General features: G+C 64.3%; 21 protein-coding genes. 9 read left to right on the forward strand and 12 right to left on the reverse strand.

Annotation, left to right across the window (positions count from 1 at the left end; all coding sequences use genetic code 11):
• The first annotated feature begins 1 nt into the window (after position 1).
• A complete protein-coding gene (locus tag AC066Y_RS09395; RefSeq protein ID WP_478273617.1) occupies positions 2–2,077 on the forward strand; it encodes a 2Fe-2S iron-sulfur cluster-binding protein in 2,076 nt (691 codons plus the stop codon).
• A 40-nt stretch (positions 2,078–2,117) separates the two neighbouring features.
• On the opposite strand, the gene AC066Y_RS09400 is transcribed toward AC066Y_RS09395, so the two are convergent.
• A complete protein-coding gene (locus tag AC066Y_RS09400) occupies positions 2,118–2,474 on the reverse strand; it encodes a hypothetical protein (protein WP_478273618.1) in 357 nt (118 codons plus the stop codon).
• 144 nt (positions 2,475–2,618) lie between these two features.
• The gene (locus tag AC066Y_RS09405; RefSeq protein WP_478273619.1) at positions 2,619–3,194 is read right to left on the reverse strand and encodes a TetR/AcrR family transcriptional regulator; all 576 of its coding nucleotides are present in this window, start codon (positions 3,192–3,194) and stop codon (positions 2,619–2,621) included.
• Between the two features lie 125 nt (positions 3,195–3,319).
• On the opposite strand from AC066Y_RS09405, the gene AC066Y_RS09410 reads away from it, so the two are divergent.
• Complete coding sequence (locus AC066Y_RS09410) at positions 3,320–4,297, forward strand: zinc-dependent alcohol dehydrogenase family protein (RefSeq protein ID WP_478273620.1); 978 nt, start codon at positions 3,320–3,322, stop codon at positions 4,295–4,297.
• A gap of 27 nt (positions 4,298–4,324) precedes the next feature.
• Here the strand turns inward: AC066Y_RS09410 and AC066Y_RS09415 are convergent, their stop codons facing one another.
• From AC066Y_RS09415 to AC066Y_RS09430, 4 genes are all read right to left on the reverse strand, one after another.
• Entirely contained in the window at positions 4,325–6,325 is a 2,001-nt protein-coding gene (locus AC066Y_RS09415) for a hypothetical protein (protein WP_478273621.1), read from the reverse strand.
• A gap of 383 nt (positions 6,326–6,708) precedes the next feature.
• On the reverse strand, positions 6,709–7,479 hold the full coding sequence (locus AC066Y_RS09420; protein ID WP_478273622.1) for a COG4705 family protein: 771 nt from the start codon (positions 7,477–7,479) through the stop codon (positions 6,709–6,711).
• Between the two features lie 75 nt (positions 7,480–7,554).
• The gene (locus AC066Y_RS09425; RefSeq protein WP_478273623.1) at positions 7,555–7,953 is read right to left on the reverse strand and encodes a hypothetical protein; all 399 of its coding nucleotides are present in this window, start codon (positions 7,951–7,953) and stop codon (positions 7,555–7,557) included.
• 57 nt (positions 7,954–8,010) lie between these two features.
• A complete protein-coding gene (locus AC066Y_RS09430; RefSeq protein WP_478273738.1) occupies positions 8,011–8,766 on the reverse strand; it encodes a COG4705 family protein in 756 nt (251 codons plus the stop codon).
• Positions 8,767–9,032: 266 nt separating this feature from the next.
• On the opposite strand from AC066Y_RS09430, the gene AC066Y_RS09435 reads away from it, so the two are divergent.
• The 4 genes from AC066Y_RS09435 (at position 9,033) to AC066Y_RS09450 (ending at position 12,835) form a co-directional block, all read left to right on the forward strand.
• The gene (locus AC066Y_RS09435) at positions 9,033–9,695 is read left to right on the forward strand and encodes a response regulator transcription factor (protein WP_478273624.1); all 663 of its coding nucleotides are present in this window, start codon (positions 9,033–9,035) and stop codon (positions 9,693–9,695) included.
• Positions 9,692–10,996, forward strand: a complete 1,305-nt coding sequence (locus tag AC066Y_RS09440; protein WP_478273625.1) for an ATP-binding protein — start codon at positions 9,692–9,694, stop codon at positions 10,994–10,996. The genes AC066Y_RS09435 and AC066Y_RS09440 overlap by 4 nt, the downstream gene beginning before the upstream one ends.
• Positions 10,997–11,183: 187 nt before the next feature.
• On the forward strand, positions 11,184–11,996 hold the full coding sequence (locus AC066Y_RS09445) for an amino acid kinase family protein (RefSeq protein WP_092123906.1): 813 nt from the start codon (positions 11,184–11,186) through the stop codon (positions 11,994–11,996).
• Between the two features lie 14 nt (positions 11,997–12,010).
• A complete protein-coding gene (locus tag AC066Y_RS09450) occupies positions 12,011–12,835 on the forward strand; it encodes an amino acid kinase family protein (protein WP_478273626.1) in 825 nt (274 codons plus the stop codon).
• Positions 12,836–12,897: 62 nt separating this feature from the next.
• Here AC066Y_RS09450 and AC066Y_RS09455 read toward each other — a convergent pair whose 3' ends face one another.
• Complete coding sequence (locus AC066Y_RS09455; protein WP_244549789.1) at positions 12,898–13,296, reverse strand: hypothetical protein; 399 nt, start codon at positions 13,294–13,296, stop codon at positions 12,898–12,900.
• A gap of 195 nt (positions 13,297–13,491) precedes the next feature.
• Here AC066Y_RS09455 and AC066Y_RS09460 point away from each other — a divergent pair, with 195 nt between their 5' ends.
• A complete protein-coding gene (locus AC066Y_RS09460) occupies positions 13,492–13,863 on the forward strand; it encodes a cupin domain-containing protein (RefSeq protein WP_478273627.1) in 372 nt (123 codons plus the stop codon).
• A gap of 24 nt (positions 13,864–13,887) precedes the next feature.
• Here the strand turns inward: AC066Y_RS09460 and AC066Y_RS09465 are convergent, their stop codons facing one another.
• The 5 genes from AC066Y_RS09465 to AC066Y_RS09485 all read right to left on the reverse strand — a co-directional run bounded on the left by AC066Y_RS09465 (position 13,888) and on the right by AC066Y_RS09485 (position 16,978).
• On the reverse strand, positions 13,888–14,124 hold the full coding sequence (locus tag AC066Y_RS09465; RefSeq protein WP_229167215.1) for a hypothetical protein: 237 nt from the start codon (positions 14,122–14,124) through the stop codon (positions 13,888–13,890).
• A 192-nt stretch (positions 14,125–14,316) separates the two neighbouring features.
• On the reverse strand, positions 14,317–14,484 hold the full coding sequence (locus AC066Y_RS09470; protein WP_478273628.1) for a hypothetical protein: 168 nt from the start codon (positions 14,482–14,484) through the stop codon (positions 14,317–14,319).
• A gap of 43 nt (positions 14,485–14,527) precedes the next feature.
• Positions 14,528–15,646, reverse strand: a complete 1,119-nt coding sequence (locus tag AC066Y_RS09475) for an acyl-CoA desaturase (protein ID WP_478273739.1) — start codon at positions 15,644–15,646, stop codon at positions 14,528–14,530.
• Between the two features lie 232 nt (positions 15,647–15,878).
• The gene (locus tag AC066Y_RS09480) at positions 15,879–16,088 is read right to left on the reverse strand and encodes a cold-shock protein (RefSeq protein WP_173638660.1); all 210 of its coding nucleotides are present in this window, start codon (positions 16,086–16,088) and stop codon (positions 15,879–15,881) included.
• Positions 16,089–16,369: 281 nt separating this feature from the next.
• Complete coding sequence (locus AC066Y_RS09485) at positions 16,370–16,978, reverse strand: TetR/AcrR family transcriptional regulator (RefSeq protein WP_478273629.1); 609 nt, start codon at positions 16,976–16,978, stop codon at positions 16,370–16,372.
• Positions 16,979–17,090: 112 nt separating this feature from the next.
• Between AC066Y_RS09485 and AC066Y_RS09490 the strand changes: the two genes are divergently transcribed.
• Entirely contained in the window at positions 17,091–17,786 is a 696-nt protein-coding gene (locus AC066Y_RS09490) for a PspA/IM30 family protein (RefSeq protein WP_478273630.1), read from the forward strand.
• 84 nt (positions 17,787–17,870) lie between these two features.
• Complete coding sequence (locus AC066Y_RS09495; protein WP_478273631.1) at positions 17,871–18,146, forward strand: YiaA/YiaB family inner membrane protein; 276 nt, start codon at positions 17,871–17,873, stop codon at positions 18,144–18,146.
• Positions 18,147–18,439: the final 293 nt, after the last annotated feature.

Consider the following 18,439-nt stretch of genomic DNA (forward strand, 5'->3'; position numbering starts at 1 on the left):
GATGAGCGACAGGCGAACCAAGAGCAAGCTCGCGACCTGGCATGCCGGCGAGATGGCGATCCAGCAGATGGTCGGCGTCGCCGGGAAGATGGCGGCCGTCGGCCAGCGCGCGGTGCGGGATTTCATGCCCGACCAGCATCGCGATTTCTTTGCGCAGATTCCCTTCATCGTGGTCGGCAGCGTGGACCGGAGCGGCGACGTGTGGGCCTCGTTGCTGGCCGGCCGGCCCGGCTTCATCGCCTCGCCGACGCCGCGCAACCTCGAGATCGATGCGCGGCCGGAGCCCAGCGATCCCGCAAGCGAAGGCATGCGCGAGGGCGATGCGATCGGGCTATTGGGAATCGAATTGCACACACGGCGTCGCAACCGCGCGAACGGGCTGCTGCGTGCATCGTCAGGCAAGGCGCTGAGCTTCGAACTCGACCAGAGCTTCGGCAATTGTCCGCAATACATCCAGCTGCGCGATTTCGCCTTCGTGCGCGAGCCGGACGAACCGTTCAAGGGAGAGATCGAGGAAAGCACGATGCTCGATCAGGCCGCGCGCGAGACGATCGCGGCGGCGGATACGTTCTTCGTGGCGTCCTATGCCGAGCGCGAGGATCGTCGGCAGGTCGACGTCTCGCATCGCGGCGGCAAGGCGGGTTTCGTTCGTGTTGGCGATGACGGCACGCTGACGATCCCCGATTTCGCCGGCAATCTGTTCTTCAACACGCTCGGCAACATCCTCGTCAACGGCAAGGCGGGGCTGGTGTTCGTGGATTTCGAAACCGGCGACATGCTGCAATTGACCGGCGATGCCGAGGTGATGCTGGACTCGCCCGAGATCGCAGCCTTCCAGGGCGCCGAGCGGCTCTGGAGCTTCCGTGCCCGCCGGGTGGTGCGCAGGCGCGGCGCGCTGCCGCTGCGCTGGGCGCTCCGGGCCGATGGCTGGTCGCCGAATGCGCTGATGACCGGCGACTGGGCACAGGCCGCCGACCGGCTCCGCGCGGCCGAGCGGGCGACGCAGTGGCGCCCGTTCAAGGTCACCGGAATCGTCGACGAGAGCCGTTCGATCCGCTCGTTTCATCTGCAGCCGGACGATGGCGCAGGGCTGCTGCCGCACCAGGCCGGACAGCACCTGCCGATCCGTCTTTCATTGCCCGGCTCCCGCAAGCCGGTCATCCGCACCTACACACTCTCCGTCGCACCGTCGGATGGCAAGTACCGCATCAGCGTGAAGCGCGACGGCCTGGTGTCGCGGCATCTCCACGACACCATCCATGTCGGCGATATCATCGAGGCGCGCGCGCCGAGCGGCGGCTTCACGATCGATGCGCGCGAGAAGCGGCCGGCGGTGCTGCTTGCCGGCGGTGTCGGCATTACGCCGATGCTCGCGATGCTCCGCCACGTGGTCTATGAAGGGCTGCGCACCCGCGGCATCCGGCCGACATTCCTGTTCCAGGCCGCGCATGCCAAGTCGGACCGCGCGTTCGGCGACGAATTGCAGCAATTGGCCGATGCCGCCAGCGGCGCAGTCCGGATCATCCGCGTCCTCGGTGACGTCGATGGCGCCGAGCAAGGCACGGACTACGATGCCGCGGGACGGATCGACATGGCGCTGCTGTCGCGCGTCCTGCCGTTCAACGATTACGATTTCTATCTGTGTGGGCCGCCGCAATTCACCCAATCGCTCGATGACGCCCTGCGCGGCTACAACATCGCCGACAACCGGATTCACGCCGAGGCGTTCGGTCCATCGTCGCTGCTGAGGATGCCGGACGTGGCCACCACGGCGCCGCCGCGCCGGCCGCCTGCGACCACGCCGGTCCCGGTCGCCTTCACCGCATCGATGAAGGAAGCACGCTGGATGCCGGAGTCGGGAACGCTGCTCGACCTGGCGGAGGAGCGCGGCCTCAGCCCGGCCTTCAGTTGCCGGGAAGGCAATTGCGGAAGCTGTCGAACCCGATTGCTGGCTGGCGCCGTGACCTATCTGAAGGAGCCGACCGCCGAGGTGGCTGACGACGAGGTGCTGATCTGCTGCGCTGTCCCGGCGAAGCCGGATGGCGATGGCGAGGATCGGGTCCAGCTGGATCTTTGATCCGTGGCGCTCGCCGACCACGCGGCGTCTTCGCTGACGTTCAGCCCATGCTGCCCGGCATGAAGCAGCGCGGCCGCGGGTGGCCATCGAGGTAATACGGCCAGACCATGGTGCGGCCGGCGCGGTTCGGTCCGGCAACGACGGCCTCGTCGGGAACGTCGACCCACTCACCCTCGAGGCGGACGCGATAGTGGCCGTCCTTGGTGTCCCAATCGGCATCGTCGACGCGCTGCGCGTCGCTGCCGTCGCAGCAGGGTCCCTTGCCGCTGTGCAGGCTCTCATACCAGCCGTTCAACTCGGGATGCTGGTGATCATGGGCTTGCACCGGGCCGATCGCCGGCAGCGCCAGCAGGCCGGTGATGGCAAAAAGCGTCGCACGCCAAAACGGTTTGTTCATCTGATCCCCAGATCCGGAAAGGCCCAGCAGCCAATCCGGACATGGTCATCACGCGCGCGACATCAATAACATGACGATCGTCATATATTCACATTCATGCGAGGGCGCGGCGTGCCGCCGGGCCAGGGCCGGGTGCCGGCAAAGTCAGGCGAGCAGGCCCATCACCTGGTCGATCACGGCCTTCACCCGTTTCGAATCCGGCCTCTGGTGCGCGAGCGCCAGCAGCCCGGCATGCACGACCATGATGGTGTGCGCGGTGACGTCGGGATCAAAGCCCTTCCTGAATTCGGCGCGGTCGGCGCGCAGCCGCGTGCGCAACAGCTCTTCGAGCCGCCGGTTGTAGCGTTCGATGCTCTTGCGGAGCTCGGCCTGATTGAGCGAGCCGTCGGTCGCGGAATTGATCGACAGGCAGCCGCGCTGCCCTTTCTCGCCCGAGCAGTAGGGGATGAAGCCGGTCAGCCACTGCCTGATGGCTTCTCGCCCCGGCACAGGCTGTGCCAGCACGCGCTCGGCCCAGCCCAGAATGCCGTCGTGATAGCGGTCCAGCACCTTGAGGAACAACGCGTTCTTGTCGCCGAACGCCGCGTAGAGGCTGGGCTTCGCGACGCCGCTCGCCGCCGTGATCTCGTCGAGCGAGGTCGCCTGGAATCCCTTTTGCCAGAATACCTGACGGGCGATTTCCAGGACATCGTCCGGATCGAAGCTGCGCGGCCTTGCCATATTGCCCTTTTATGTACTCCCGCGTCGGATGTGAAGCCTTCACCTTGCTGTGAAGGCGGTTGGAGCCATTGACGTCATCCGTATTCTGTACTTACTAGTATATAACTAAATCGGGAGATTGTGACATGAAGGCTGTTCAGGTCGTTGCGTTCGGACGTGCTCAGGATGTGGTCAAGCTCAACGAGGTGCCCGACGTCGGCAGCCCCGGCCCGAACGAGGTCGTGGTCGCCGTCGAGGCTGCGCCGATCAACAACTCGGATTTCATGATCATCGCCGGGCGGTACGGCTATCTGCCGACGCCGCCGGCCACGCTCGGGATCGAGGGCGTCGGGCGGGTCGTCGCCGCGGGATCGCAGGTCAAGAACCTGAAGGTCGGCGACCGCACGCTGATTCCGTTCACGGTCCCGACCTGGACCGAACGCGTCAAGTTCACGGCGTCGTGGCAGCGGCCGTTGCCTGAGAAAGCGGATATCCAGCAACTCTCGATGATCGGGGTCAATCCGGCGACCGCCTATCTGCTGCTGACCGATTTCGTGAAGATCCCGCACGGCGGCTGGGTGATCCAGAACGGCGCCAATTCGGCGACGGCGCGGGCGGTGATCGCAGTTGCCAAGTCGCTCGGGCTCAAGACGGTCAACGTCGTCCGGCGCGAGGAAGTCGTCGATGAAGTCAAGTCGGTCGGCGGCGATGTCGTGCTGGTCGACGGGCCGGATCTCGCCAAGCGCGTCGCCAAGGAGACCGGCGGGGCGCCGATCCTGCTGGCGCTCGACGTTGTCGGCGGCGCGTCCACGTTGAACCTGATGAACTGCCTGGCACCGAAGGCGGTGCTCGTCATCTACAGCGCGATGAGCGGACATCCGTTCTCCGGCTCGGCGTTGAGCGTGATCTTCAAAGAGGTATCCGTGCGCGGCTTCTGGCTCGGCCATTGGGGCAAGACTGCGACCGACGAAGCCCTGGCCAGGATGTACGGCCATCTCGTGCCGATGGTCGCATCCGGCGCGATCAGCGCACCGGTGGTCGGGAGCTATGGCCTCGAGGGATTCCCGGAGGCCATCGCGAAGGCGGCAGCATTCAAGGGCAAGGTCATCTTCACGCCGAACTAGAGCGTGATCGAGCGAAGCGGCAGGCAGCTAGACGATGGTCGTGAGCACGAATGCGTGCCAGGAGCCCCAGTCGATGCCGTCGAACGCGCGCACATACATCGGCTCGGCGCCGGTGGCCGCGCCGCCGCGGACCCAGACGTCATCGACAGCAGCGGCGCTGACGTCGATGACGGTGGCGGCTGGCCAATGCGAATTCCCGGAGGTCCAGAAATAGCCGCTGTTGGCGCCGGTGCCGGCATCCCAGAACTGATACTCGGTCGCGGGATTTCCGTCGACGTCGGAATAGGACAACAGGTTGCTGACCTGGCTCCACTCGTTAACGTGCAAGGTCTGATCGCTGATCGAAGCGACCGGCGCATGGTTTGGCAGCGACGTCAGGGTAAAGCTGTCCCAATTGCTCCAGGTGGTCCCGTCGAAGGCCCGCACATACATGGTTTCGGAACCGCCAGCGGTGCCGCCTTGCACCCAGATATTGGCCAGATCGGACGCTGCAACGTCGATGGGGGTGCTGGCTGCCCAGTGTGAATTGGCGGGCGTCCAGAAATAGGCGCTGTTGGCGGCCCCGCCGCCGTCCCAGAACTGGTACTTGGTGATCGCATCGCCATCGGCGTCGGATGCCGTCGTCCAGTTGACGAGCTGCGCCCACTGCGCGGCGTTCAGCGTATGATCGCTGATCGCAACCGTCGGGACCGTGTTGGTGGACGTCAGGTTAAAGCTGTCCCAATTGCCCCAGGCGGTGCCGTCGAACGCCCTGACCCACATGGTCTCGGAGCCGGTCGCCGAGCCGCCCTGAATCCAGAGATTGTCCAGGTCGGACGCCGAAACGTCGATCACGGTGTTGGCCGCCCAGTGCGCATTGGCAGGCGTCCAGAAGTAGGCGCTGGTCGCGGCGCTGCCGCTGTCCCAGAACTGATACTTCGTGATCGCATCGCCCTCGGCATCGCTGGTGCTGAGCCAGGCTTCGGGTTTGACCCATTGATTGACGTGCACCGACTGGTCGTTGATGGTCGCGACCGGCGGCGTGTTGACCGTCGACGTCAGCGTGAAAGTATCCCAATTGCTCCACGTGGTGCCGTCGAACCCCCTGACCCACATCGTCTCCGAACCGGTTGCGGAGCCGCCCTGGATCCAGACATTGGCGAGGTCAGCGGCCGGAACGTCGATCACGGTGTTGGCGTCCCAGTGGGAATTGGTCGGCGTCCAAAAATAGGCGCTGGTCGCGGCCGAGCCGCTGTCCCAGAACTGATACTTCGTAATTGCATCGTTGTCGGCATCCGACGTCGTCAACCAGTTGCCGACGGTCACCCACTGGCCCATGTGCACGGAATGGTCGCCGATCGTCACGATGGGGGCCGAATTCGTCGAAGTCAACGTGAAGGTATCCCAGTTGCTCCAGTCCGTTCCGTCGAACGCTCTGACCCACATGGTCTCGAAGCCGGTCGTGGAGCCGCCCTGGATCCAGACATTGGCGAGATCGGCGGCCGAAACGTCGATCACCGTGTTGGCAGCCCAATGGGAATTGGTGGGAGTCCAGAAATACGCGCTGGTGGCGGACGATCCGCTGTCCCAGAACTGGTACTTGGTCGCAGCATCGCCGTTGGCGTCGGAGTAGTTCAGCCAGTTCGTGACTTGCGCCCATGTGTTGGTGTGCAGCTGCTGGTCGTTGATCGTGGCGACCGGAGGCGTGTTTGGAATCGTCGTGAAGGTCAACGCGGTCCAGGTGCTCCAGTCCGTCCCGTCGAAGGCGCGTGCCCAGAGTGTCTCGCTGCCGCCGACCGAGCCGGCACGCAGCCACACATCGGAGAGGTCAGACGCGGCAACGTCGATGACGGTGCCGGCATCCCAATGGCTATTGCTGGGAGTCCAGAAATAGCCGCTGGTCGCGGCGGTGCCGCTGTCAAAGAACTGAAAGCTCTGCGCGGGATTGCCGTCGGCGTCGAAATAAGTCATCCATGGCTGCATCTTCTGCCACTGATTGTACAACAGGCTGTGGTTGGCAATCGTGACGACCGGTGCGGTATTGGCCATGGTTTGCGTCCTCGTGGTGCGCCGGTCGAAGCCGGCTAATGTCCAAGGTGCAAGGCAATCAATTTTGTGCTCGCGAAGCCGGCTGGTGCTGAACCAGCGTCATTGGGCCGAGAGCAGCGCATCAAAAAAGCAGGCAGTATCAAGATCAGGATCGCAGAATTCGCGCGCTTCATCTATGACGGGCGTCACACCCCCTGGCCGAGCGAACTGCGGCAAAACGTCCTAGACCCTCGCTTCGGAACCACGTCACACAGAAGGGCTCCGTTCATGCAGTTCGCGACAGACCATCGACCGCGAACGGATCAATCGCGAGACGATGATCGCGCCGCGCCAACCTGCCCGCACTCAGAGAACGATGTCCGGTGCGGGCAGAGGCTTGACCTTCACGCGTGCTCCCCCGCCCGCTGCGGCAGGATGAAGACAAGGGCGGCGATCGCAACGGCGAGAGCGATCGATGCCGTGTAGCGGCTGAGCGCAAGGCCGCCGTGATCCAGCGGCTTGTCGAGGAAATCGCCGACAGTCGCGCCGAGCGGCCTGGTCAGGACGAACGCGATCCAGAACAGCACCGTGCGCGACACCCTGGTCCAGAGATAGGCGGCGGCGATGATGGCGATGCCGGCGGCGAACACGATGGCGCCGCCGCCATAGCCGAGGCCGGTGGAGTCGGCCATCCAGTCGCCGAGCGCGGTGCCCAGCGTCTGCGAGAACAGGATCGTGATCCAGTAGAAGGTTTCGGCCGCCTTGTTGTCGATCGATGCGATCGAGACCGTTCCCATGGCGCGATGCCATGTGGCGAGGGACACGACGAGCAGTCCGGCGAGCAGCGATGAGCCGCCGAGATATCCGATCCCCAGCGAACGGTCGACGAAATCGGCAAAGGTCGTGCCGACGGTCGTCGTCGCGATGATCACGGTCCAGTAGAGCAGCGGATGAAAGCGCTTCGCCGCCATCTGCGCCGCGACCGCAGCAGCAAAGATGACCGCGAAGATCGCCGTGCCGACGAGATAGCCGAGATTCATCGACATCGTGACGGCGTCGCCGCCGGTCTCGCCGAGCGTCGTGGCGAGAATCTTGATGACCCAGAAGCCGAGCGTGACGGCGGGGACTTTTCCTGCGCGGTCGTCCGCGGTGGTGTCGTGCAACAATAATTCCATGGGTTCTTCGCTCCGGGAGGCCGGGTCGCCGGCGGACGATGCCGCCGGCGGTGGTCGAAATGATGGATGGAGAGATCAGGCCTTCATCGAGTCCATGATCGACAGCAGCTCGGCGAGTGCCTTCCTGCATTTGGCCGCGTCCGGATTGGTCTCACGCACCGCCGCGAGCGCACGATCGATCGCCTTGTCGACGGTGTGCCAGTCCGCAGCCGCGCGCGGCTTCAGTCCGGCTTCCGCTTCGTCCCATTTGGTCTCGAGATCCTTGATCCGCGTCTTGGCGCCGGCCAGGTCGCCCTTGTCGACCAGTGCCGCGACATCGGCGGCGATGCTGCGAAATGGTGTCAGGTCGCCGAGCCTGGCGGCGGCCGTCTGCGTGTGCGGCGGCAGCCTGAGGCCTGCGTTGGCATCGGGGAGCGGCTGGATCACTGCGAGCGCAACAATCGCCGTCGCCAAGCTGAGTGTCGTCTTGTTCATCGTGGTTCTCCTGTGTGGGGTTGGTTCGATTGATGCCCGTCGAGACGCATGTCGAACTCACGCGCCGGGCGACGCCTCGGGCTTTCCGTCGGCGTCGCCTTCGAACGACAGCCAGGCGACCAGCGCGACGATTACCGTCAGGAAGGCGAGGCTGGTGTAGATCGTGCCGAAGCCGAGGCCGCCGTACTCACGGGCCTGGGACAAGAGGTCGCCGAACGATGCTCCGAGCGGACGCGTCAGGATGTAGGCGAGCCAGAAGGTCAACACCGCATTGGCGCCGAGCGCGTAAGCCGCCGCGATCGCCGCGATCAGTGCCGTGAACGCGACCACCCCGACGTTGAAGCCAAGGCCCAGCGCTTCGGTCGCAAGATCGCCCGCAGCTGTGCCGAGCGCGAAGGTGAAGAGGATCGCGGCCCAGTAGAACAGTTCGCGCCGTTGGGTCACGATGCTGTGGATCGACAGCGTCCGCTCGACCGAAAACCAGATCGCGAAGGTCGCGGCCAAAGCGATCGCGAAGGCGGCCGTGCTGACGTAGAGGCTGATCTCGAGCTTGTCGGTCAGTGCATCGGTGATCTGCGTCCCGACGATGCTGACGAGCACGACCGTCAGCCAGTAGACCCATGGCACGTAGCGGTCCATCCGCAGCTGGATGGCCAGCACTGCGGCAAGCAGCGTGATCATCAGCAGCCCGGTCACACCGGTGCCAAGGCCGACATGGACGGCAAGGTAATCGGCACCGGTCTCGCCGACCGTGGTCGACATGATCTTGATCAGCCAGAAGACGAGGGTCACTTCGGGGACCTTGTTCAGCATGCTGCGGCCGATGGGTCTGATATCCAGCACGGTGTGAAGCTCCGCTTTGACAGGGTCGGCGGTTCCGCCGAGTTCGAAAGCGAGCGTGCACTGCGAGACTTAGCCCCGGCTTAGGTGGGCGCAGCGGCCGCCATTTGGGCGCCGAAAGCCCCTAAGCCGCGGCTAAGTCGAAACTGATATGATCGCGCAGGCGTCGCGGGCTGTTCGGTGCGACGCAGTTTCGCCGGGCCTACTCCCGGCGCGGATCGGGATGGATTTGCCAGGCGATGCGGGTGCTCGTGGTGGAGGACGACAGAATGATCGGCGCCGCCGTCGTCGAGGCGCTGCGGGATGCCGCCTATGCGGTCGACTGGGTGCGTAATGGCGATCTCGCCATCGAAGCCAGCCGCAGCGAGACCTACGACATTGCGCTGCTCGATCTCGGCCTGCCATTGACTGACGGTCTCGACGTCCTCAAGGCGATCCGGGAGCGCGCCTCGCGCCTTCCCGTGATCATTCTCACCGCACGCGATGCGCTGAACGATCGCATCCAGGGCCTCGATCTCGGCGCCGACGACTACCTGGTCAAGCCGTTCGAGATCGCCGAGTTGCTGGCGCGCATGCGCGCGGTGCTGCGGCGCGAGGGCAGCGGAGCGCCCCCGGTGCTGACGAATGGCGAGCTTCATCTCGATCCGGCGACGCGGGAGGCCACATTCCGCGAAGAGAAGGCCGTGCTCAGCGCTCGCGAGTTCGCCCTGCTGCAGGCGCTGCTGGCGCGGCCGGGAACGATCCTGTCCCGTGCCGAGCTGGAACGCCAGATCTATGGCTGGCGCGAGGAGGTCGAGAGCAACGCGGTCGAGTTCCTGATCCACGCCGTGCGCAGAAAACTCGGAGCCGCGGCGATCCGGAACGTGCGCGGCGTCGGATGGATGGTGGATCGTTCGAGATGATGAGATCGCTGCGCGGACGCCTGTTCGTCGGACTCACCGCGATCATCCTGTTGACGGGCGCCGTCGGCGGACTCCTGGCCTACAGATGGGCCTACAGCGAAGCGATCGAGATGCAGGACTCCGTCCTGATCCAGATCGGCAGCTTCGCGCTCGGCGCTCCGATCCGGCAGAGCCGCCCGGTCAACGGCGTCGACGCAGAAGCCGAGGTCGCCGTCGTCGAACTCGGCGAGGCGCCGCGCGGCTCCGCAGACGATCGCCGGCTTTGGGGACTGACGGATGGGCTGCACAATGATGTCTATCACGGCCAGCCGGTCCGCGTGCTGCTTCGGACCCGGCCGGACGGCAGCCGCTTCGCGGTGACGCAGCAGACCGAGATCCGAACCGAGATCGCGGGCGACATGGCCGTGCGCACGCTGCTGCCGATTGCCGCGCTGGTGCCGTGCCTTCTGCTGATGACGGCATTCGTGATCGCCCGATCGTTCCGCCCGATGTTGCGCCTCGCCGGCGATCTCGATGCGAGCAGGGTGGATGACGTCGGTGCATTGCCGGCGATGGGCGCGCCGAGCGAGCTGCAGCCGTTCCTTGGCTCGATCAACGGGTTGCTGGGGCGGGTGCGCGTCATGATGGACCAGCAACGGCGTTTCATCGCCGATGCGGCCCATGAACTTCGAACGCCGGTCACCGCGCTCAGCCTGCAGGCGGAAAATCTCGCCTCGCTCGACATGCCGGCGGAGACGCGCGACCGGCTCGATGCGTTGAAGAGCGGCATGCGGCGCACCAAGCATCTGCTCGAGCAACTCCTGGCGCTGGCGCGTCAGGACGCTGCGCCGTCCATCGTGAGCGCACCCGTGGAGCTGGACAAGATCGCAAAGGGCGTCGTCGCCGATCTGCTGCCTGAGGCGGCAGCGCGCAACATCGATCTCGGTTTCACGACGGTCGAGGTGGTCGCGGTGAACGGTGATGAGCTGTCGCTGATCTCGGCGGTCCGGAACCTGGTCGAGAACGCAATCAAGTTCACGCCAAATAATGGGGCTGTCGATCTTGCCGTCGGTCGGGAGGACGGAATGGCCGTCATCCAGATCGAGGACACCGGGCCGGGGATTCCGCCGCAGGATCTGGCGCGGATCGGCGAGCCGTTCTTTCGCGGCGGTCAGCCGAGCGGCGAGGGCGCCGGGCTCGGGCTCTCGATCGTGAAGCGGATCGTCGATCATGCCGCCGGTTCGGTTTTGTTCGAAAATGTGACCGGTGCCGGACGTTCAGGCCTGCGCGTGACCGTCAAGCTGCCGGCGACCGACGGGTGAGGCCTGGCGGCCGGCAACAAAATGGGTGCCAGCCGCGGGGCATCATCGCCACCCCACCTTGAGACCTGCCCTGCTTATCGCTACCAGTGCAGTTCGGATGCGGGCTCCGCGCGCCACCGGTCGAGACCGGTTCGGATGTCGCGGGCCGACGACAACAATGCCAGGCATTGGAGCAAGGACGTTTCTCATGGCAAATACGACGGCGGAGCTTGAAGCGCTCCTCATGCAGCGATCGCTGACCGATCCGCAGCTTTTGGCGACGGCAGAGGCGGCATCGAACTTCCGGATCCTGCCGGATGCCGCGGTGATCAAGATCGGCGGCCAGAGCGTCATCGACCGCGGCCGCGCCGCGGTCTATCCGCTGGTCGACGAGATCGTCGCCGCCCGCAAGGTGCACAAGATGCTGATCGGGACCGGCGCGGGCACCCGCGCCCGGCACCTCTACTCGATCGCGGCCGGGCTTCGGCTGCCGGCCGGCGTGCTCTCGCAGCTCGGCGCCTCGGTTGCCGATCAGAACGCCGTGATGCTGGGCCAGCTGCTCGCCAAGCACGGCATCTCCGCGGTCAGCGGCGCCGGCCTCTCGGCCGTGCCGCTCTATCTCGCCGAGGTGAACGCGGTGATCTTCAGCGGCATGCCGCCTTACGGGCTGTGGATGCGGCCCGCGGCCGAGGGCATGATTCCGCCCTACCGCACCGACGCCGGATGCTTTCTGGTCGCCGAGCAGTTCGGCTGCAAGTCGATGATCTATGTGAAGGACGAAAACGGCCTCTACACCGCGAACCCCAAGACCTCGAAGGGCGCTACCTTCATTCCGAAGATCTCGGTCGCCGAGATGAAGGCGAAGGGATTGCAGGACTCGATCCTCGAATTTCCGGTGCTCGATCTGCTCGCCACCGCGCGCCATGTCCGCCAGGTGCAGGTCGTCAATGGCCTCGTCCCCGGCAATCTCACCCGCGCGCTCGCGGGCGAGCATGTCGGCACCATCATCACCGCGAACTGAGCAGGGACACGACCATGGATGACACCATCAAGCACGTCGCTTCGCCGCTCGCGCGCCAGACCCTGCTCGACAGCGATCTCACCCGTCCCGTCGCCGGCGGACGCCCGATCCCGCTGCTGCCCTGGGTGCAGGTGGTGAAGATCGGCGGCCGCTCCATCATGGATCGCGGCCATGAAGCGATCCTGCCGATCGTCGACGAGCTGCGCTCGCTGCTATCAGAGCACCGCATGCTGATCCTGACCGGCGCCGGCATCCGCGCCCGCCATCTCTACAGCGTCGGCCTCGACCTCGGACTGCCGGTCGGCTCGCTCGCGCCGCTCGCCGCAAGCGAGGCCGGCCAGAATGGCCACATTCTAGGTTGCCTGCTCGCGCCGGAGGGCGTGTCCTATATCGAGCATCCGACCATCGCGAGCCAGCTCGCGATCCATCTCTCCGCGGCCCGCGCGGTGGTGGGCAGCGCCTTCCCGCCGTATCACCATCATGAATTCCCGGTCTCGCGCATCCCGTTGCACCGCGCCGACACCGGTGCGTTCCTGATCGCCGATGCGCTCGGCGCCGCCGGCCTCACCATCGTCGAGGACGTCGACGGCGTGTACAGCGACGATCCGAATGGTCCCGACGGCAAGAAGGCCCAGCTGCTGCGAGAGACGAGCTTCGCCGATCTTGCCAGGCTGAAGGGGACGCTGCCGTTCGATCCCGCGCTGCTCGAGGTGATGGCCAATGCGCGGCACATCGAACGCGTGCAGGTCGTGAACGGCCTGGTTCCCGGCCGGCTCACCGCGGCGCTGCGCGGCCAGCATGTCGGCTCGATCATCCGCACCGGCGCGCGGCCGGCCTGATACGGATGCAAGGAGCGCGCGCCGGGCTTGCCCGGCGCGGCGCAATCTAACTGGATCGGCGATTACTTGATCGTGGCGTGCACGGTGATGACCGAGGTGCCGGAGGCCTTCGGTCCCTGACCCGTGGCCTTGATGGCAAACGTATCGCTGCCCTTGTACTTGGCCTTCGCCCTGTATTCGAAGGTCGATGCGTTGATCTTTTTCAATTTGCCATAGGCCGGCTTTTGCGAGATCGACGAGTCCGTCACCGTGCCGCGGATTCCGATCGGGATCTGGCAACTTTCGCCTGCCGCAACGTCGATATCGCCGGTCGAATTCTCGCCCCAATCCGCCAGCGTCACCGACATCGAGCATTCCGGCACGGCCGGCGCCGCCGACGCCGGCGTGACACTTGATGCCGCGAGGATGAGCGCCAGGAAGGCTGCTCCCGACAATCGCGTCGTAACGATGCTCGTTCTCATGCAAGGCCCACTGCTGAAGGTTTTCGGCAACGGAATCCTGCAACGTCGGAGCAGGGGTGGCAAGGACTTCGGCTCGGATGTGTTGCACGGATTGAAATGGCCCGGGCACCTTGTTGCGTCGTTGCAGCGCGCCCATAGTCATCGCTCTGCGATGTGATCCGAACACAAGCGTTCGCGAGACGAGAAAGGGTTCCAATGGCTGAAGGCAAAGAGGGGCAGTCGAACGTCCGGCAGGCCGGGTTTGCCGGCGTCACGCGCAAGACCCTCGAGCGATTGCAACTGCCCGGCGATCAGCGCGAGCTTGTCGTTGCCGAGGTCACCTATCCGCCCGGCGGGGTTGCTCCGCTGCACCGGCATCCGGTCGTCGGCGTGATCTTCATCGTCGAAGGTGTTGCCGAGTCCGCCTATGGCGACGAGGCACCGCGACAATATCGGGCAGGCGAGACCTTGCAGGATCGGGCCGATGTTCCGCACACGCTGTTTCGCAATTGCGACCCGGAACGGCCGCTGCGCTTTCTGACGATCTACGCGCTCGAACCCGGCCGCGCCTACACGATGGAGCCGTGAGGTCTGGGTGCTTCCGTGGGCTGTTCAGATCATCGCGAGCTTGATCTGGCCGCCTTCAATGGTCCCCGCCGCAAGGGCATCGCGAGCCATCTTTTCGAAGGTCGGCCAATTCGCAAGCAGATATTTGTGCGCCTGCATCTTCGTCGGGAATGTGGTTTGCAGGATGCAGTCCTGCCGCGCGTTTCCGTTCGCAATCTGAAAAGACACCGCTTGGGGTCCCTCATTGATCTCTTGTTCGGTAGGCTTGGGAAGCTTGCGCATGCTGCTCCTTCACGAAATTCTTCGCGCTCGTCGCGAATGGAATTCGGTCGTATCCCGGGGCGGGCGATCGGGTCGGGTGGCGCGCGGGGCTAGAGCATTTTCGGTTCTGATTGAATCAGAACCGAAGCTCTAGATTCTTGTTTTGACGCGTTTTCTTCACGCGAACCGGTGTCCACTTCGCTCGAAAACGCTCTAATCGACGTCGGCGGCACCAGCTGCGGTCTTTTTGGCCTTTACCGGGCGCTGCTTCGACACGCGGTCCGGGCTCGGCGTGTTACGCACGGCCTCGGTCAGCATCTCGCGCAATTCGGCCTTGGTCCTGGGTGGTTCGCGCTTGCTCGGTTTTTGCCAGTTGCTCATTGACTTTATATGGGGATGCCCAAGGCAAAATGCTACCGCTCCCTCAAGCTTTCGGATTTACCCCGGCCACCGGCGGCGGAACGGCCAGAAGGAAGCAAACCGATTCCACCAGGAGCTCATGTGCACGGTCGACGATATCGTCCAACGATCGCGTCTTCGCGAACATGGCCTGGGCTTCAGCCAACAACTGCTCGCGCGTCGGCATGCTGGGCAGATGCAAGTCGGCACGATGCTGCAACAGGAAAAGCGCGTCCCGCACCGATAATCCGGTTTCATGGACGGAGGATTTGATCGCCTGTGCGATGTATTCGGGATTGAAACGGCCGGCGAGCTGCTCGGCCGTCCGCTTGATCACGCGCGATCCGAGGCGTTGCTCGTTCTGGAGAACCTGGGTGGGCGGCGCCTTCAGATCCCAGACGATACCGAGCCAGGACAAGGCCACCAGGACATAATAGGTCGCATCAATCTCCCACCAGCGGAAGCCCTGCCGCGCACTGCTTTGGTAGGCGTGGTGATTGTTGTGCCAACCCTCACCCATCGTAACCAGGGCCAGCAGCCAATTGTTGCGGGAGTCATCGCCCGTCACATATCGCTTGCGTCCGTGAACATGTGCGAGGGAGTTGATGCAAAACGTTGCATGATAGACCAGCACGGTGCTCCAGAAGAAACCGACCAGGAGTCCGGGCCATCCGGCAACGAGAAAGCACAGAACTGCGACCACGACCGCCGGCAAAACCTCGAATTTGTGCAGCCACATCAACTCCGGATACGAGGCAAAGTCCGAAACTTTCGTCAGATCGGTTGCATCGTGCTGTCGATAGAAGATCCAGCCGAGATGACTGTACACGAGGCCCTTGTGCAGCGGTGAATGCACATCCTGCTCGGTATCCGAATGAAGATGGTGATGTCGATGTTTCGCGGCCCACCAAAGGATGCTTTTCTGGGCGCTGCTTTGGGCAAGGAATGCAAGGACGAATTGAAACGCCCGGCTCGTCGAATAAGCTCGATGCGAGAAGTAGCGATGATATCCGGCCGTGATCGCAAACATGCGCAGCCAATACAGCGCGACGCAAATTGCAATCGCTGGCCACGAGATGCCCGACCAGATCGCCGCAAGACACCCGACGTGGACCAGCACGAACGGCAGGACCTGCGGGTACATGATGTCGTCGTGCTGCGGCGCCGGATCGATACTGGTGGACACGCTCGCGACCTCAGCTGCTTCGATGCGCAGGCCGGTTCGCCGGCAGACGGTTCAAGTCCTGGTCCTGGCGGGCATTGCGCGCGGTGTTGATAAAGAGAACCCCGCGGCCGGGTGACCAGTCGCGGGGTCGCGTAACCAGAGGCTCTGCCAGTTCATCCGTGGTCAAAGCAGCATGGCCAATTGTCGCAGCTTACACCGCGCGGAGATTGTCCGCAGCAGATTTGCCGGTCCGGCGGTCTGCAACGATTTCAAAAGAAACCTTCTGTCCCTCGTTGAGGGTGCTCATGCCGGCGCGTTCGACCGCGCTGATATGAACGAAAACGTCCTGGCTTCCCTGGTCCGGCTGAATGAAGCCGAAACCCTTCTGGCTGTTGAACCACTTCACAGTTCCCGTATTCATGGGAGATCGTCCTTTAGTATGGATGCGTGTTTGGAGCCGCACCCGAGGGCGCAGCAGGCTAATTCGAAGTTCAGGGGGTGAGGGTCGTCAGTCAGGCACGCTATCAGCGGCGAGGCCAAGTCGTTCGGCCGAAACTCGATCCGAGGTAGATGGCTACGGTTCGGCCATTCCGCAAGGGGCCTTTTCCCCTTTTCTGACCTCGGCCGCCAGGCCCTAGGGCGCTTTGCGGCCAGTCGGCCTGACCGCAAGGCCGGACATCGTGCGGTTTGGGGCGAGGCGGCCTAATCCTTGTTCGCCGTCAGGCCGTCGACCATCGCCCGCGTCAAGGTCGAGATCTCGCTGCGCAGCGCGCCGATCGGCACCGCGATCAGCTTGTGCTCCAGCCCGAGCGCGACCATGCCATGCACGGCGGAGAACAGGCTGCGCGCAGTGATGCCGAGCTGCGCCGGCGAGCGCTGCGGAAACAGCGTGGCAAGCGGCTTGTAGATGTGGCGGAACAGTTCCATCTGCTCGGTGATCGCCCATTCCGGCACCGGCTTGTCGGGCTGCATGCGGTGCTCGAACAGCGCGCGCCACAGTTCGAGATTGTCGGCGGCGAAGTCGCAATAGGCGACCGCGATCCGCACCAGCATCTCGCGCGGCGCGGCCGCGCCGCGGATCTCGGCCAGCGACAGCGAAGCATCGAGCCGGGCCAGCGTGCGTGAGCCGACGCGCAGAATCAGCTCGTCGACATCCTCGACCAGATTGTAGACGCCGCCATTGGCGACCCCGATTTCCTGGGCCAGTTCGCGGGTTTTCAGGCCGCCGAGACCCTTTGCCGCAATTGCTCGTTCCGCCGCCTCGATCAGTGCTTCGCGCAGTTTTGCACGTCGTTCCAATGCTTTGGACATGTTTCATCCGTCGCTAACCGCATGTTTGAGCGTCGCTCAAATAATTCTTGAGCAATGCTCATTATGTGGTACAAGAGATTCATGAGCGATGCTCATAACAGGGAGTGGCCAAATGTTCAAAACTGTTTTGACGATTTTCCGCGGCAGCGTGGCGGCAGCCGAGGAGGAACTGCAAGATCGGACCGCGCTGGTCGTCCTCGACCAGCAGATGCGCGATGCTGCTGCTGCAGTCGACCGCTCGAAACGGACCTTGGCGCTGGCCATTGCCGGCGACCAGCAGGAGGGCCGGCGGCTTGAGGCGACCAATGCCCGGATCGCCGATCTCGAGGTGCGCGCGTCGGCGGCGCTCGAGGGCGGCCGGGACGACCTCGCCCGCGAAGCCGCGCAGGCGATCGCCAACCTGGAAGCCGAACGCGACGCCGCGATGACCGCGCGCACGCTGTTCGCCACCGAGATCACCCGGCTGAAGCGCCATGTTGCCAACGCCGAGGCGCGCATTGCCGAGCTCGATCGCGGCCGTCGTCTCGCCCGTGCCTCGGAAGCGGTGCGTTCGCTGCGCCGAAGCGGCATCGAGGCGGCGCGGCCCTATGAGTCGACGCTGCCGGAAGCGGAAGCCACGCTGAAGCGGCTGCGCGAGCGGCAGATGGAGACCCAGGCGGCGGATGACGCGCTGTTCGAGATCGACACCGCCTCGGGCCCGCTCGCCACCGTCGAGAAGCTCGCCGAGCAGGGCTTTGGCCCGCGGATGAAATCGACCGCCGACGACGTGCTGGCGCGCCTGAAGGCCAGGCGGCCGCCCCAAGCCTGAAATCTCAAGCCTGAATTCTCAAGCCTGAGACCTCGAGCCTGAAACCAAGCCAACTTCAAATCACCTCTCATCAAGGAGACGACCATGAACCAGACCATCCAACCCCACAGCGGCAGCTGGGTTACCTTCACCTACGCGTCCTTCGCGGCCTCTGCCTTCCTCGTCGCCGTCGGCGTGTTCTTCCTGCCGATCAGCCCCTGGATGCAGGGCTATCTGACGATGGGCATCGTGATGCTGGTCCAGACCTGCGTCACGCTGACCAAGACGGTGCGCGACAATTACGAGAGCAGCAAGTTCGTGAACCGCATCGAGGACGCCAAGGCCGAGCGCCTGCTGATGGAAGTCTCCAAGGCGGGGTGAGCCGGAGACGTAGCGGCGGGTGGCTTTCATCCGCCGCTTTCGAACAAAGGCCACTGCCCAAAACCCTCGACGTCATTGCGAGGAGCTCGCGACAAAATTGCAAAGCAATTTTGCGCTGAAGCGACGAAGCAATCCATTGCGCCGCGTGTGCGGACAGATGGATTGCTTCGCTCCGCTCGCAATGACGGGGTGGATAGGCTGCGAACCTTGCAGCCAACTGTTCCGTTTCCGGAAGGCCTTGTTTACCCTGCGGCAAACCGCGCCAGGTTGTGCTCATGGCTCCTTAACAGGCC

This window comes from Bradyrhizobium sp. USDA3010 (assembly GCF_056429065.1).

Coding starts and splice junctions, on each gene's coding strand:
- AC066Y_RS09395 (WP_478273617.1), top strand. CDS start 2: ATGAGCGACAGGCGAACCAAGAGCAAGCTCGCGACCTGGCATGCCGGC.
- AC066Y_RS09400 (WP_478273618.1), bottom strand. CDS start 2,474: ATGAACAAACCGTTTTGGCGTGCGACGCTTTTTGCCATCACCGGCCTG.
- AC066Y_RS09405 (WP_478273619.1), bottom strand. CDS start 3,194: ATGGCAAGGCCGCGCAGCTTCGATCCGGACGATGTCCTGGAAATCGCC.
- AC066Y_RS09410 (WP_478273620.1), top strand. CDS start 3,320: ATGAAGGCTGTTCAGGTCGTTGCGTTCGGACGTGCTCAGGATGTGGTC.
- AC066Y_RS09415 (WP_478273621.1), bottom strand. CDS start 6,325: ATGGCCAATACCGCACCGGTCGTCACGATTGCCAACCACAGCCTGTTG.
- AC066Y_RS09420 (WP_478273622.1), bottom strand. CDS start 7,479: ATGGAATTATTGTTGCACGACACCACCGCGGACGACCGCGCAGGAAAA.
- AC066Y_RS09425 (WP_478273623.1), bottom strand. CDS start 7,953: ATGAACAAGACGACACTCAGCTTGGCGACGGCGATTGTTGCGCTCGCA.
- AC066Y_RS09430 (WP_478273738.1), bottom strand. CDS start 8,766: ATGCTGAACAAGGTCCCCGAAGTGACCCTCGTCTTCTGGCTGATCAAG.
- AC066Y_RS09435 (WP_478273624.1), top strand. CDS start 9,033: ATGCGGGTGCTCGTGGTGGAGGACGACAGAATGATCGGCGCCGCCGTC.
- AC066Y_RS09440 (WP_478273625.1), top strand. CDS start 9,692: ATGATGAGATCGCTGCGCGGACGCCTGTTCGTCGGACTCACCGCGATC.
- AC066Y_RS09445 (WP_092123906.1), top strand. CDS start 11,184: ATGGCAAATACGACGGCGGAGCTTGAAGCGCTCCTCATGCAGCGATCG.
- AC066Y_RS09450 (WP_478273626.1), top strand. CDS start 12,011: ATGGATGACACCATCAAGCACGTCGCTTCGCCGCTCGCGCGCCAGACC.
- AC066Y_RS09455 (WP_244549789.1), bottom strand. CDS start 13,296: ATGAGAACGAGCATCGTTACGACGCGATTGTCGGGAGCAGCCTTCCTG.
- AC066Y_RS09460 (WP_478273627.1), top strand. CDS start 13,492: ATGGCTGAAGGCAAAGAGGGGCAGTCGAACGTCCGGCAGGCCGGGTTT.
- AC066Y_RS09465 (WP_229167215.1), bottom strand. CDS start 14,124: ATGCGCAAGCTTCCCAAGCCTACCGAACAAGAGATCAATGAGGGACCC.
- AC066Y_RS09470 (WP_478273628.1), bottom strand. CDS start 14,484: ATGAGCAACTGGCAAAAACCGAGCAAGCGCGAACCACCCAGGACCAAG.
- AC066Y_RS09475 (WP_478273739.1), bottom strand. CDS start 15,646: ATGTACCCGCAGGTCCTGCCGTTCGTGCTGGTCCACGTCGGGTGTCTT.
- AC066Y_RS09480 (WP_173638660.1), bottom strand. CDS start 16,088: ATGAATACGGGAACTGTGAAGTGGTTCAACAGCCAGAAGGGTTTCGGC.
- AC066Y_RS09485 (WP_478273629.1), bottom strand. CDS start 16,978: ATGTCCAAAGCATTGGAACGACGTGCAAAACTGCGCGAAGCACTGATC.
- AC066Y_RS09490 (WP_478273630.1), top strand. CDS start 17,091: ATGTTCAAAACTGTTTTGACGATTTTCCGCGGCAGCGTGGCGGCAGCC.
- AC066Y_RS09495 (WP_478273631.1), top strand. CDS start 17,871: ATGAACCAGACCATCCAACCCCACAGCGGCAGCTGGGTTACCTTCACC.